Raw genomic sequence first — 13,952 nt, forward strand, 5'->3', positions numbered from 1 at the left:
TAAGGTGAACAGGTATCGGTCTGAAAGTACAAAATGAGGCAAAGTACCTCTTAGTATACATTTCAACATCTAAAATTAAGCAATGTGGACTATTAGATTAAAGAGCTATAACAAATGATCCCACGTATATCGCAAGCACCGCAAGTCAGTGAACTCACAACAGAATTTCTTGATACTCTTCGAAAAAACGGTTTCACCGGTGATATCTCCAGCAGTTACGCTGACAGACTCACTATGGCAACAGATAATAGTATTTACCAGTTATTGCCACAGGCTGTTGTTTTTCCTCGCTCAACGGCTGATGTCACTATTATTGCTCGCTTAGTTGATGAACCTCGATTTCATTCTCTGTCTCTGACCCCAAGAGGAGGAGGAACAGGGACTAATGGGCAGGCTTTAACAGAGGGTATTGTTGTCGATTTATCTCGCTATATGAAACGTATCATTGAGATAAACCCAGAAGAACGTTGGGTGAAAGTGGAAGCCGGAGTGATAAAAGATGAGCTTAATCTCTTTTTAAAACCTTACGGCTTCTTTTTTGCACCAGAACTTTCTACCAGTAACCGCGCTACATTAGGTGGCATGATTAATACCGATGCCTCAGGGCAAGGTTCAATGGTTTATGGTAAAACCTCTGATCACGTTCTTGGTGTTAGGGCCGTTTTGTTAGGGGGTGAACTGCTTGAAACGCGAGCTATGGATACCGCACTGGCAGAAAATATTGCCCAAGAGAGCTCTACAATCGGTAAAGTTTATCGCACCGTTTTATCTCGTTGCAAAGAGCAACGAAAGCTTATTCTTGAAAAATTCCCTAAATTAAATCGCTTTTTAACCGGGTATGATTTGCGTCATGTCTTTAGCGATGACATGAAACAATTTGATTTAACAAGAATTTTAACAGGTTCTGAAGGAACGCTCGCTTTTATTACAGAGGCAACGCTGGATATTACACCTATTCCTAAACAGCGCAGTTTAGTCAATGTAAAATACGATTCTTTTGATTCAGCATTACGTAATGCGCCTTTTTTAGTTAAAGCGAAAGCACTTTCTGTTGAAACTGTTGATTCCAAAGTCTTAAATCTTGCTCGTGAAGATATTGTGTGGCACTCCGTTAAAGAGTTGATTACTGATGTACCTGATAAAGATATGCAAGGTCTTAATATTGTTGAATTTGCCGGTGATGATGAAAATCTTATTGCTTCACAAGTCACATCATTATGCCAGCGCTTAGATTCACTAATGAAAGAAGGTCAGGGCGGCGTGATCGGTTATCAAGTCTGCGAAGATTTAGCTGATATTAACCGTATTTATGCGATGCGTAAAAAAGCGGTTGGTTTATTAGGTAACGCAAAAGGGCAAGCAAAGCCAATTCCTTTTGTCGAAGATACCTGTGTACCGCCAGAACATCTTGCTGATTATATTACAGAATTTAGAGCGTTACTTGACAGCCACCAGCTCAATTATGGCATGTTTGGGCATGTTGATGCAGGTGTGTTGCACGTAAGACCTGCTCTTGATATGTGTGATCCACAACAAGAATTATTGATGAAATCTATCTCAGACGATATTGTCACGTTAACAGCCAAATATGGTGGGTTACTCTGGGGTGAACATGGAAAAGGCTTTAGAGCGCAATACAGCCCCGAGTTTTTCGGTGAAACGCTCTATCATGAACTGCGTCAAATCAAAACGGTGTTCGATCCTCGAAATAGGCTGAATCCTGGGAAAATATGCCCTCCATTAGAGGTCGATGAACCGATGAAGCAAGTTGATACGATCAAACGAGGTACTTTTGATCGCACAATTCCTTTATCTGTGCGTCAAGATTTCAAAGGTGCATTAGAGTGTAATGGTAATGGACTTTGCTTTAACTTTGATGTCAAAAGCCCAATGTGTCCTTCAATGAAAATCAGCGGACAACGCATTCATTCACCCAAAGGACGAGCAGCGCTTGTAAGAGAGTGGTTACGCTTATTAACAGAGCAAGGCGTTAGCCCAAAACAACTGAGATCTAGCCTTGAAAATAATAAACCTAGCCTAAGAGGTTTAATTGAAAAAACACGTAATACATGGAAAGCCAAACGTGGCGAATATGACTTTTCTCATGAAGTCAAAGAGGCTATGAATGGTTGTTTGGCTTGTAAAGCTTGTTCAACGCAATGTCCGATTAAAATTGATGTGCCATCGTTTCGTTCTAAGTTCACTGAACTTTATCACCAGCGCTATTTACGTCCGTTAAAAGATCATGTTGTTGCTAATGTTGAATTAACAACGCCAATTATGGCGAAAGCACCCGGATTCTTTAACTTTTTTATGAAGCAACCGTTGGTGCAAACATTAAGTAAACACACCATTGGAATGGTTGATTTACCTTTGCTGTCATCACCAACATTAAGGCAGCAATTGGCTGGGCACAAAGCGTTAGATATGACGCTAGAAGACTTAGAACGTTTATCTGAAAAGCAACGTAGTCATCATGTGCTGGTGGTACAAGATCCCTTTACGAGTTATTACGATGCAAAAGTGGTTGCTGATTTTATCAAACTGATTGAAAAAATTGGATTTAAACCTGTCTTGCTACCGTTTTCACCAAATGGTAAAGCGCAACATATTAAAGGTTTTTTACAGCAATTTAGTAAAACGGCACAAAAAACCTCAATTATACTTAATCGTGTTGCAAAATTAGGTATCCCTATGGTGGGGGTTGATCCTGCATTAGTGCTTTGTTATCGCGATGAATATCGTGAAATACTAGGTGATAAACGTGGGGATTTTAATGTTCAACTTGTTCATGAATGGCTTAGCAAATTGGTATCTGAACCAATTGCCATTAGTGATAATGCCGAAAAATGGTATCTTTTTGGGCACTGTACAGAAGTGACAGCGCTTCCACAAAGTATGAAACAGTGGCAGGCTATTTTCCAACGTTATGGGCAGCAACTCGAATTTGTGAGCACGGGGTGTTGTGGAATGGCGGGGACTTATGGACATGAACTAAATAATTATGAAAACTCGTTGGGCATTTATCAACTTTCATGGGGTCATGCATTAAAAACATTACCAACAATGCGTTGTTTAAGCACCGGTTACTCTTGTCGTAGTCAAGTGAAACGTATTGATAATATTGAGCTAAAACACCCACTACAGGCACTTTTGGAGATTATGCCATGATATGGAAACGTGAAACGACAATTGAGTATCTTAATCATATTGGACAAAACAATATGATGAGCCATTTGGGCATTGAGTTAACACACCTTGGTGATGATTATCTTGAAGGAACAATGCCAGTTGATCATCGTACTAAGCAGCCTTTAGGGCTTTTGCATGGGGGCGCTTCTGTTGTTTTAGCTGAAACATTGGGTTCTGTTGCAGGTTATCTGTGTACCGAAGGTGAACAAAAGATTGTCGGGCTAGAAATTAATGCAAATCATATTCGCTCAGCAAGAGAAGGCAAAGTAAGGGGGGTGTGCAAACCTATTCATTTAGGACGCTCACATCAAGTTTGGTCAATAGAAATATTTGATGATGAAGGTCGTCAAGTGTGTATTTCTAGATTAACAACATCTGTTATTTCTTAGAAAATAAAAAAAGACATATGCACAAAGTGAAATACTCGCTTTGTGCGTTTTTTATGTTTATAGATAATGCCAAAAAAGAATAAAAATAGAGAGAGAAAATAGAATTATTTCTTTATTTAGATTTTATTTTTAATGATAATCATTATCTTCAAAATAAAAGATAAGACGATCAATAATGTTAACTATTTCTAAATTCAACACCACAGTATTATTAATTGCAGGTTTATTTATCAGCGGATGTGATAATAATTCTACCTCTAAAACGAGTAATAATATAAGTCATATTCCAGTACAAACTGTTTCTGGCTTTAATATGGCTTATCCCACTTCATTTTCAATGAGCAGAGAAGATACTGAGAATTATTTTAAATCATTGCCTGATAATGTTCAGGACGTCACAACAGAAATGATGGTTTATAAATCAGAGCCTATTTGTGATTTGACAGAGGTTCGTTTGGTTTATTTTAAAATGATCGATGCAATGAGTTACGATGTCGATACAGGAGCACAAGGCATTGTTGATAATATTGCGATAATAGATGGTATGAAGGAAATATCTACATCGATAAAACCATTAACTATCCCAAATGTGGAAAGCCGACATGTCTTTTTTGAAGGGAAATACGCCATAGAGAATGTGAGCTATGAAGGTGTTTTAGTGGCTGATATTAAAACAAATCGAGTATGGCAACTGCAATTGATTAGCAACTTCAATAGTCAATCGGATAAACAAAAGACCAGTCAACTTCTTGAATGTACAAACAAATATATTCAAACTATCACTATCAGTAAATAAATTCAAAGAGCACACAATCCAATAAGAGGTCATCACATAAGTGGTGTTATCTTCTCTTCATGATAAGCATAAAAATGAATGTGAACTGAGCCAATAAGCGATGTAAAAACACATTTTTATGCTTTTTTCTCTAAATTTCAGTGATAACATATAAAGTGCATTTATATTGCAACTTATGTGCGTATTGTGCGAAATATAAGAAAAATAAAAAGTTTTATTTTTTGTGATGAAAGAGTGGAAAAGTCTTATATTACATTGCGTTAACATCTGTTCTTAACAAATTAATCGCAAAAATAGAACAAAAAACACACATTTATAGAATATCCTTTCAAAAGACATGGTTGAAGTGATAAGGGTTATCATTACCATTAGTGTCAGGAAAGATATCAATCTCCTTTCGAAATGAGGTCAGAAATGACAGACAACGTTGAAACTTTTTCTCTTAATGACACCGCTTGGCAAGGCATTTTATTAACGGATAATGCCGCAAAGCATATCTGCCATTTAGTTGAGAAAAACCCAGAAAAACAAGGGCTTTCCTTAAGTATCAAACCCTCTGGTTGTACCGGGTATGGTTATGTTATTGAACTCGCTACCGCCCCAAATGACGATGATCTTGTTTATGAACATAATGGAGCAAAACTTTTTGTTTCATTAAAAGCAATGCCATTTATCGATGGGTTGGTTGTTGATTATGTTCGTGAAGGACTTAATCAAATGTTTAAATTTAATAATCCTAAAGCTCAAAACGTCTGCGGATGTGGTGAGAGCTTCGGGGTATAACATAGTGAAGTCAGATTATGTCTCAGAGCAATGTTGAAATTGGTGATGAAGTTCAGGGATGGCTAAGCGATCACCACTATAAAGAAGGTTTTTATACCGATATCTCAACCGATGCCTTAGAAAAAGGATTAAACGAAGCGGTTGTCCGTGCAATATCGGCAAAAAGAAACGAGCCAGAATGGATGCTGGAGTTTCGTTTAGATGCTTATCGCCATTGGTTAGAAATGGAAGAGCCTCATTGGCTAAAAGCAGATTATCCATCGCTTAATTATCAAGATTATAGCTATTATTCAGCGCCATCTTGTAGTTCATGTTGTGCTAATGGTAGTTGTGAGAGCGGTACAAATGAAGCGGTTGCAAGTGATAAGCAAGCCACACAAGATTATTTAACTAAAGAAGTTGAAGATGCTTTTAACCAACTCGGTGTGCCTGTAAGAGAAGGGCAAGCCGTTGCTGTTGATGCCATTTTTGACTCAGTTTCCGTTTCAACAACATATCGTGAAGAGCTTGCCGAACATGGCATCATTTTCTGTTCATTTAGCGAAGCTATTCAAGAATATCCTGATTTAGTACGCCAATATTTAGGTACTGTTGTATCAAGCCATGATAACTATTTTGCCGCATTAAATGCTGCGGTCGCATCTGATGGTACTTTTGTCTATATTCCCAAAGGTGTTCGTTGCCCAATGGAATTATCGACGTATTTTCGTATTAATGCGGCTCAGACAGGTCAATTTGAACGAACTATTCTGGTTGCTGATGAAGGTAGCTATGTCAGTTATATCGAAGGTTGTTCAGCACCTGTTCGTGATAGTTATCAGCTTCATGCTGCTGTGGTTGAAGTCATTATTCATAAAGATGCTGAAGTCAAATACTCGACTGTGCAAAACTGGTTCTCAGGTGGCGAGAGTGAAGGTGGCATTCTTAATTTTGTGACTAAACGGGCTATCTGCGAAGGCGAAAACGCCAAAATGTCATGGACACAATCAGAAACAGGCTCTGCAATTACGTGGAAATATCCAAGTGTAATTTTAAAAGGGGATAATTCGACCGCTGAATTCTTCTCGGTTGCTTTAACGAATGGCAACCAACAAGCAGATACCGGTACTAAGATGATCCATATCGGTAAAAATACCAAATCAACCATTATCTCTAAAGGTATTTCTGCGGGTAAAAGCCAAAACAGTTACCGCGGACTCGTAAAAGTACTCCCTGGTGCGCAAAATGCCCGCAACTTTACTCAATGTGATTCCATGTTAATTGGTACGCAGTGTGGTGCGCATACTTTCCCTTATGTTGAGGTCATGAACAACTCAGCACAGCTTGAACACGAAGCGACAACGTCACGTATTGGTGAAGATCAGTTGTTCTATTGCCGTCAGCGTGGGTTAAGTGAAGATGATGCAATCTCAATGATTGTAAACGGATTTTGTAAAGATGTGTTCTCAGAATTACCGCTGGAATTTGCTGTAGAAGCACAAAAATTATTAGCAATCAGCTTAGAACATAGCGTCGGTTAACGATTAACCAAATTCTGAGTATAAAGATACCGAAGGCATATATTATGTTAGAGATTAAAAATTTACATGTCAGTGTTGAAGGCAATGAGATCCTTAAAGGATTAGATTTGCAGGTTCGTGCAGGTGAAGTTCATGCGATTATGGGGCCAAATGGCTCAGGTAAAAGCACCTTATCAGCAACACTTGCTGGTCGTGATGAATATGAGGTCGATGAAGGTTCAATCACCTTTAAAAATAAAGATTTATTGGAATTAGAACCGGAAGATCGTGCAGGTGAAGGCATCTTTATGGCATTTCAATATCCTGTTGAAATACCCGGTGTCAGCAATCAGTTTTTCTTACAATCTTCAGTGAATGCAGTGAGAGAATATCGTGGTCAAGAGCCACTCGATCGCTTTGATTTTGAAGATTTTATTGAAGATAAAATCAAATTATTGGATATGCCACAAGATTTGTTAACACGTTCAGTTAACGTAGGATTTTCGGGTGGTGAGAAAAAGCGTAATGATATTTTGCAAATGGCTGCGTTAGAGCCTGAATTATGTATTTTAGATGAAACCGATTCTGGTCTTGATATCGATGCATTAAAAATCGTTTCCAATGGTGTTAACAGTTTACGTGATGGTAAACGTGCTTTTATTGTTGTAACACACTACCAACGTATTCTTGACTATATTAAACCTGATTTTGTACATGTGCTTTATCAGGGAAAAATCATTAAATCTGGTGATTTTTCATTGGCGCAAAAATTGGAGGAACAAGGTTATGGCTGGCTTATTGACCCTCAATGAAAAGCGTGAAAAACAGCGCCAAGTTGAACTTCGTAATCAACAAGCACTAAAGATGTTTTCGGCGTTATACCATAAACGTAAAGGTGACGATAATCTTAATGCGCGTAATCATTGGCTACAAGTCGAGAAAATTGGTTTCCCTGCTTACCGTCATGAAGATTGGCATTATACACCATTAGAAGAAACGCTAAGCCAATGCTATCAACAGTTGCCACCTTTTGATGTGCAAAGTTTAATGGCAAAACACGCTTTATCTTTTGATTGCTACCGCATTGTGATGGTAAATGGCACATTTTCACCGATAGAAAGCAGTAAAGATTTTGGTCCTTATCAAGTCACTTTACTTGATAATCAAAGTGAATTACCTAAAGCGGTAAATGGTGAAATTTTTCTGCATTTAGTTGAAAGCTTAGCACCACATCCTTTGTTAATTACCCTGAAAGCGGGTGTTATTGCGGATAAACCACTTTATATCCTCAATATTACTCAAGGTGATCAACGCGCAGAGATAAATAGTGCAAATTATCGTTTTCACCTTGATGTTGGTGCGAATACCCAGATGCAAGTGGTAGAACACTATATCAGCAGTGACAACGAAAACCGTCACTTTACAGGGGCGAGATTAACCGCAGCGATTGGTGATAATGCCGCTTTTAACCATATTAAACTAAGTTTTGAGAATGGCGTCTGCCAGCATTTTGCTCATAACGATCTGACGATAGGTCGTGATGCTCGAGTTAATAGCTATGCTTTCTTATTAGGCGCTAAACTCAGTCGTCATCACACGAGTTCGGCACTAAAAGGTGAAAATACCGCGCTTTCGATGAATAGTGTTGTATTACCTAAAGCAGGTGAAATAGCGGATACCCGTACATGGCTGGTTCATGGTGAAAAAAATTGCCAGAGTCGTCAGCTGCATAAAAGCATTGCGATGGATGCTGGGAAAGCCGTATTTAACGGTATGATCACAGTGACACCTCAAGCATTAAAAACAGATGGTCAAATGACTAATAACAATCTGTTACTGGGTGAGAAAGCGCAAATCGATACTAAACCACAGCTTGAGATCTATGCTGATGATGTGAAATGTAGCCATGGTGCCACTGTAGGTCGAATTGATGATGAACAACTCTTTTATTTACGTTCACGAGGCCTTTCTTTAAGTGATGCCCGTAAAATGATCATCCATGCATTTGCGGCAGAATTAACTGAATCGTTAGAAAATAGTGTAGTCAAGGCGCAGGTATTAGACAGAATTAATCAGCGCTTATTAGAGGTATAAAATAAGGCATTATGACGCATTCCATTGAAACAGCGCGAGATGATTTTCCAATCCTTTTACAACAAGTAAAAGGCAAACCACTGGTTTATCTCGACAGTGCCGCAAGTGCTCAGAAACCGGCTTGCGTCATTGAACATGAAACGCAATTTGCCTTAACACAATATGCCGCGGTTCACCGCGGCATTCATACGTTAAGTGCAAATGCGACAACGTTAGTTGAAAATGTCCGTAAAAAAGCCAGTCATTTTTTAGGTGCCCATAACGAAGAAGAGATTATTTTTGTTAAGGGAACAACAGAGGGGATCAACTTACTCGCAAATGTGTATAGCCAACGATTTTTAAATGATGGAGACAATATCATCATCACTGAAATGGAACATCACGCAAATATTGTTCCTTGGTATATGTTGGCAAAACAGTATGGCTTTAATGTTCGTGTATTACCGCTATTACAAGATGGTTCACTCGATTTAGCTCAATTACCTCGCTTAATCGATGAAAGAACTAAATTACTCACCCTTACGCATCAATCAAATGTATTGGGCACAGTGAACCCTATTGCTCAAATTATTCGTGATGCTCGCCAATATGCTATTGAGCAAGGAGGGGAGTTACATATATTGGTTGATGGTGCTCAAAGTGCAATGCATCAAACCATTGATGTTTCACAACTTGATTGTGACTTTTTTGTTTGTAGTGGCCATAAACTTTATGGACCTACTGGTATTGGTCTGCTGTATGGTAAAAAAGCGATACTGAATGAATTACCGCCTTGGGAAGGCGGTGGCGCAATGATAAAGCATGTTCATATTAATGGTGATATTACCTATGCAGATGCACCTTGGCGTTTTGAGGCGGGAACACCGAATATAATGGGAATAATTGGCTTAGGCACTGCATTAGATTATCTTTCACAATTAGGCATGAATAATATTGCTGAGTATGAAAATCATATAATGAAGTATGCCCAAGAACAGTTGCAAAAAGTAAAATCTTTAACGCTTTATGGCAATGATTCTCGACAAGGCGTGATAGCGTTTAATTTAGGTAAACATCACGCTTATGATGTTGGGGCATTTCTTGATAATTATGGTATTGCTATTCGTACAGGGCATCATTGTGCGATGCCAATTATGGATTATTACCAAGTTCCTGCAATGTGTCGCGCATCTCTTGGCTTATATACCAATAAAAAGGATATTGATGCGTTGGTTAATGCGCTATTGCGTGTTGAAATGTTATTAGATTAAAGATTAAAAAAGAGGTTATTCATGGCAGTTGCCAATTTGCCAGATGAAGCAAAATTATTACGCAATTTTTCTCGTTGCCAAGATTGGGAACAACGTTATCTTTATATGATGGAATTAGGTGAGCGTCTTCCGTCGTTAACAGATGAACAGCGCAATTCAGCTAACTTTATTGAAGGTTGCCAAAGCCAAGTATGGATTGCAGTTTCTCTTGATGAGAATAAACAACTGGTACTGGCTGGCGATAGTGATGCCGGTATTGTGAAAGGGCTTGTTGCTTTAGTGATTATCTTATTTCAAGGTAAAACAATTGAGCAAGCTTTCGCGACGGATGTAAAACATTATTTTTCATCATTAGCATTAGAAAGCCACTTAACACCTTCTCGTACGCAGGGGTTACATGCGATGGTTACGACGCTCATTAAGCGTTTTTCAGAATACGCTGTAGCATAAATGTTACCTAATCCCGCATTAATGTTCTAAACTGACTTATTATATGAAAGCATAACAATGATAATGTTATCATCATAATAGTCAGTTTATTTTATTTCTAACACACGGGATAAACGATGAAAAAATGGTTAACTCTTTTGGGAGTATCGCTGTTAGGGATGAGTAGTCACTTATCTTATGCGACAGAATATCTACTACCTGCTGATGACCAGCGTATTATTGGTGAAAATTTTTCATATATAGTTCCCGATGATAAACGTTCACTAGAGGCTATTGCGTCTGAATACCAAGTGGGATTGCTTAATATGATGGAAGCGAATCCTGGTATTGATCCTCTTTTACCGGATGCGGGTAAAACATTAACTATTCCATTACAGATGATCTTGCCTGACACGGTGCGAAAAGGCATTGTTATCAATCTTGCAGAATTGCGCCTATATTATTACCCCAAAGAAGGTGGCACAGTTGATGTTTACCCGATTGGAATTGGTCAATTAGGGCGAGAAACCCCTGAAATGGTGACATCGATTTCTCAATTAATTAAAGATCCAACTTGGACACCGACGGCGAATATTCGCAAAAACTATGCGGCTAAAGGGATCACACTACCAGCTGTCGTTCCTGCTGGTCCTGAAAATCCAATGGGAGCATATGCTTTAAGATTGGCGCATAGCCGAGGTGAATACCTTATTCATGGTACTAATGCTGATTTTGGTATTGGCTTAAGAGTGAGTTCTGGCTGTATCCGTTTAAGACCAAATGATATTGAGACATTATTTAATGTGGTGCCTAAAGGAAGTCGAGTTCAGGTAATCAATAAACCGATTAAATTTACTGAAACTGCAGACGGTAGACAGTTTATTGAAGTTCATCAACCACTATCACGCAATGAAGATGACGATCCACAAACCATGCCATTAACTTTTACTAAGCAATTTAATGCTTGGTATGAAAGTGGCAAAGTCAATAAAGATAAAGTCGATGCTGAAATAATTCGACGTTCTGGCATTCCTGTAGAGGTTACAGCTTACTAGTCAGTTTGGATGATATGATCAAAAATAAAATAGGTGCTTCAGGCACCTGTTTTGTTTTGAGTTTCACAAAAATAACAAAAGACTTCTTTATAAAATCTATAGCGTTAAAAATGCCTTACTATCAAAATGTTTTCTATTGATAGTAAGGTATTTTAATGAGAGTTTCAGTTAGTAATGAACATACGATAAAGAGAAATAATAATATCACTTCTAGTGTGGGGGATGGTTTAGAGAGACTATTTAATAATTTATCTCAGGTGGAAAATAGCTGCAAAACGTTTTTATGTGGAGATAAAAAGCTAAAAAGTGAAAATATTCAATTAATGTGCAATGAGATCCTTCAACGAGTCATTCCCAAAGAGGGATCGAGGAAATATGAGTTAATTGAAATAGAGGTTTTGCCTGATATGGCGAGCTCTAGAGTCTCTTACACAAAATCTTCAAAGTCAGTGACTGAGCTGTTTAATATTCTAGATAATGAATTTAAAAAAGTAAGTGATATTGAGTATTCTGTACTAACAATAACTCAACAAAAAAGTGTTGATAAAATTAGGGATACATTTAGTCAGATATCTATTCAAGCTGATAAAAATATCAAAAACAATTCGCACTTAGCGACTAATTTTAATTTAAATGAGCGTATAAAAGCCCTGGGTATTGATAAACTTCACAATAATTAATAACCTTATAAAAAACCAAAGCCCTAACAATGTTAGGGCTTTGCGATTAATGCTTATCTAAAGCTTTTGAGCTTATCAGTGAGTCAAATTACTTTTTATAAGTAGTGACTTGGTTATCTAAACGCTGATTTGCACGCGCTGCTTCGTCGTAAGCTGATTTAGCTTCAGCGCGAGCAGATTGCACATCACCACTTAGTTGCTGAACCTGGGTATTTAGGCGGCTTACATCAGAAGAGATTTGATCTAATTGTGCATTATTACTAGAAGAACAACCTGCTAATAAGCCTGAAGCCAGAATTACCGCACCTAGTACAAGTTTCGCTTTCATAGTTACAACCTCTATTATTAGTTTGTGTAAAGGAACAAGTAGCATTTATATGAAACCATTAATAAGTATGGCACATATATAGGAAAATGCTGGATTTATTTACCGCATTCTACTGAACCATTAGTTGAACAATAGGAAAAATAGCACCTAAAACGCAAATTTTCAGTACAAAAAATGCGTGTTATTTCACAAAAGATTTTTATTCATAATAGTCTGATAGAAAAACATTTTATTTGTATTGTTTTATTGTTACTTATCTTTATCGCTATAAAGTACCACCTAAATTTACTTTTATGAAAATGGGTTCTACCTCATTTTTAAACGATTCAAGTGTAAATTTTTGGAAGTTGAGATCGTTATATCCTCTAAAGAAGAGTATCCCTCGTTCTAAATCGGTGAGTGTTGTCCATACTGAAAACTCGCTTGTATGAAGCGCTTTTAATGTGTTATGACCCAGTAAAGGATCGATGGTAGAATTTTTAGGGCGATCAAAACGGTTCATAATATGTGCCAGTTCAACAAGTTGTGTGTCCTGATCAAAAACTTGGTGATAATACGTTGTGTAATAGACAGCACGAATAAATCTATCAACAGAAGTATCAGCGCTAGGCAATGTTGCTAACGCAATTCCACTATCAGGTTGTTTTATCTTAATATTACCCAGTGTGCTGGTGGAAATATTAATATTAGAAAGATGAGTGTAATTATTTAAGTTGGTCAGATGCCATGGAAATAAGGGGCCATTAGTCATGCAATAAGTTGGATTATCATAAATATGCAATTTCCCTTCTGAAACTTCAACAACAATGCAGGCTCCCGTTTTATCATAAAAAGCATAATGGAAGGGGCTGGGTAAATTGTGTAATAGAAATAACTTTTGCGACCAAAATGCTGTTTTAGGGATGTTTTGTTTTAATTCTTCAACGGTTGCGTATTGTGCTAAAGCCCATTCACCAATTGCGGCGATAGGCACGGAGGTTGCGTAATTTTCAGGGCTAATATCATTGAGTTTTGAATCAGGAAGCATGTTCAAACTAAAAGAAAGTCCTTCTGTATTGACTCCTTCAAGTACGTCTTTTGTTCCTTCTAAATTAATGGGTGCTGTAATGGCGATAAAAGGGTATTTAACGGCATATTTTAATCCCGGGGTACCATCGGGGGCATTTTGTTGGAAAGTATGAGCTTTAGGATAATATGCAAATATCGAGGCAGGTTTGTCTACTGAAAATTCCATTGTTCTACCATGATAAATACGATTTTTCTTATCTTTAATCGCAAGGGTAGTACAGGCAAAAGCATGGGTATTTATTGTGTCATCAGACATTTTACATCCTTATTTTACTTACATATATAAAATAGTTTATTAAAAGCATAGAAGAAATAAGGACAGTAAGAGAGGAAAATTCAGCAGAATAAAAGAAAATAGGGGAAGAGAAAAAAAACGCCACGATAACCGT

13 protein-coding genes are annotated in these 13,952 nt (G+C 37.7%); 11 read left to right on the forward strand and 2 right to left on the reverse strand.

Going from position 1 to position 13,952, the window contains the following annotated elements; translation table 11 throughout:
* Positions 1-114: 114 nt before the first annotated feature.
* The 11 genes from ydiJ (at position 115) to DK865_RS08375 (ending at position 12,167) form a co-directional block, all read left to right on the forward strand.
* The gene (ydiJ, locus tag DK865_RS08325) at positions 115-3,171 is read left to right on the forward strand and encodes a D-2-hydroxyglutarate dehydrogenase YdiJ (RefSeq protein ID WP_109391651.1); all 3,057 of its coding nucleotides are present in this window, start codon (positions 115-117) and stop codon (positions 3,169-3,171) included.
* Positions 3,168-3,581 carry a 1,4-dihydroxy-2-naphthoyl-CoA hydrolase gene (menI, locus tag DK865_RS08330; protein WP_023582357.1) on the forward strand — a complete coding sequence of 138 codons (414 nt, stop codon included), beginning with the start codon at positions 3,168-3,170 and terminating at the stop codon, positions 3,579-3,581. Before ydiJ ends, menI begins: the two co-directional genes overlap by 4 nt.
* A 175-nt stretch (positions 3,582-3,756) precedes the next feature.
* Positions 3,757-4,377 carry a hypothetical protein gene (locus DK865_RS08335; RefSeq protein ID WP_109391652.1) on the forward strand — a complete coding sequence of 207 codons (621 nt, stop codon included), beginning with the start codon at positions 3,757-3,759 and terminating at the stop codon, positions 4,375-4,377.
* 414 nt (positions 4,378-4,791) lie between these two features.
* Complete coding sequence (sufA, locus tag DK865_RS08340) at positions 4,792-5,160, forward strand: Fe-S cluster assembly scaffold SufA (RefSeq protein WP_109391653.1); 369 nt, start codon at positions 4,792-4,794, stop codon at positions 5,158-5,160.
* Positions 5,161-5,177: 17 nt separating this feature from the next.
* Positions 5,178-6,680, forward strand: coding sequence for a Fe-S cluster assembly protein SufB (gene sufB / locus DK865_RS08345; protein WP_023582354.1), 1,503 nt, complete (start codon positions 5,178-5,180; stop codon positions 6,678-6,680).
* 44 nt (positions 6,681-6,724) lie between these two features.
* A complete protein-coding gene (gene sufC, locus DK865_RS08350) occupies positions 6,725-7,471 on the forward strand; it encodes a Fe-S cluster assembly ATPase SufC (protein ID WP_023582353.1) in 747 nt (248 codons plus the stop codon).
* On the forward strand, positions 7,446-8,753 hold the full coding sequence (gene sufD / locus DK865_RS08355; RefSeq protein WP_109391654.1) for a Fe-S cluster assembly protein SufD: 1,308 nt from the start codon (positions 7,446-7,448) through the stop codon (positions 8,751-8,753). Before sufC ends, sufD begins: the two co-directional genes overlap by 26 nt.
* A gap of 11 nt (positions 8,754-8,764) precedes the next feature.
* On the forward strand, positions 8,765-10,003 hold the full coding sequence (gene sufS, locus DK865_RS08360; RefSeq protein ID WP_194295190.1) for a cysteine desulfurase SufS: 1,239 nt from the start codon (positions 8,765-8,767) through the stop codon (positions 10,001-10,003).
* 21 nt (positions 10,004-10,024) lie between these two features.
* Positions 10,025-10,453: a cysteine desulfuration protein SufE gene (sufE, locus tag DK865_RS08365; RefSeq protein ID WP_023582350.1), complete on the forward strand. Its 429-nt coding sequence runs from the start codon at positions 10,025-10,027 to the stop codon at positions 10,451-10,453.
* Between the two features lie 116 nt (positions 10,454-10,569).
* Positions 10,570-11,487, forward strand: a complete 918-nt coding sequence (locus tag DK865_RS08370; protein ID WP_023582349.1) for a L,D-transpeptidase family protein — start codon at positions 10,570-10,572, stop codon at positions 11,485-11,487.
* 155 nt (positions 11,488-11,642) lie between these two features.
* A complete protein-coding gene (locus DK865_RS08375; protein ID WP_109391656.1) occupies positions 11,643-12,167 on the forward strand; it encodes a hypothetical protein in 525 nt (174 codons plus the stop codon).
* An 88-nt stretch (positions 12,168-12,255) separates the two neighbouring features.
* On the opposite strand, the gene DK865_RS08380 is transcribed toward DK865_RS08375, so the two are convergent.
* Positions 12,256-12,495 carry an Lpp/OprI family alanine-zipper lipoprotein gene (locus DK865_RS08380; RefSeq protein WP_036913221.1) on the reverse strand — a complete coding sequence of 80 codons (240 nt, stop codon included), beginning with the start codon at positions 12,493-12,495 and terminating at the stop codon, positions 12,256-12,258.
* A gap of 265 nt (positions 12,496-12,760) precedes the next feature.
* Complete coding sequence (locus DK865_RS08385; protein ID WP_109391657.1) at positions 12,761-13,819, reverse strand: linear amide C-N hydrolase; 1,059 nt, start codon at positions 13,817-13,819, stop codon at positions 12,761-12,763.
* Positions 13,820-13,952 lie beyond the last annotated feature (133 nt).

The organism is Proteus cibi, assembly GCF_003144405.1.
Lineage (GTDB): Bacteria > Pseudomonadota > Gammaproteobacteria > Enterobacterales > Enterobacteriaceae > Proteus > Proteus cibi.

Excerpts from the sequence above, each read along its gene's own strand:
- ydiJ (WP_109391651.1), top strand. The coding sequence starts at position 115 with ATGATCCCACGTATATCGCAAGCACCGCAAGTCAGTGAACTCACAACA.
- DK865_RS08370 (WP_023582349.1), top strand. The coding sequence starts at position 10,570 with ATGAAAAAATGGTTAACTCTTTTGGGAGTATCGCTGTTAGGGATGAGT.
- DK865_RS08375 (WP_109391656.1), top strand. The coding sequence starts at position 11,643 with ATGAGAGTTTCAGTTAGTAATGAACATACGATAAAGAGAAATAATAAT.
- DK865_RS08380 (WP_036913221.1), bottom strand. The coding sequence starts at position 12,495 with ATGAAAGCGAAACTTGTACTAGGTGCGGTAATTCTGGCTTCAGGCTTA.
- DK865_RS08385 (WP_109391657.1), bottom strand. The coding sequence starts at position 13,819 with ATGTCTGATGACACAATAAATACCCATGCTTTTGCCTGTACTACCCTT.
- sufE (WP_023582350.1), top strand. The coding sequence starts at position 10,025 with ATGGCAGTTGCCAATTTGCCAGATGAAGCAAAATTATTACGCAATTTT.
- sufD (WP_109391654.1), top strand. The coding sequence starts at position 7,446 with ATGGCTGGCTTATTGACCCTCAATGAAAAGCGTGAAAAACAGCGCCAA.
- sufC (WP_023582353.1), top strand. The coding sequence starts at position 6,725 with ATGTTAGAGATTAAAAATTTACATGTCAGTGTTGAAGGCAATGAGATC.
- sufA (WP_109391653.1), top strand. The coding sequence starts at position 4,792 with ATGACAGACAACGTTGAAACTTTTTCTCTTAATGACACCGCTTGGCAA.
- sufS (WP_194295190.1), top strand. The coding sequence starts at position 8,765 with ATGACGCATTCCATTGAAACAGCGCGAGATGATTTTCCAATCCTTTTA.
- sufB (WP_023582354.1), top strand. The coding sequence starts at position 5,178 with ATGTCTCAGAGCAATGTTGAAATTGGTGATGAAGTTCAGGGATGGCTA.
- DK865_RS08335 (WP_109391652.1), top strand. The coding sequence starts at position 3,757 with ATGTTAACTATTTCTAAATTCAACACCACAGTATTATTAATTGCAGGT.
- menI (WP_023582357.1), top strand. The coding sequence starts at position 3,168 with ATGATATGGAAACGTGAAACGACAATTGAGTATCTTAATCATATTGGA.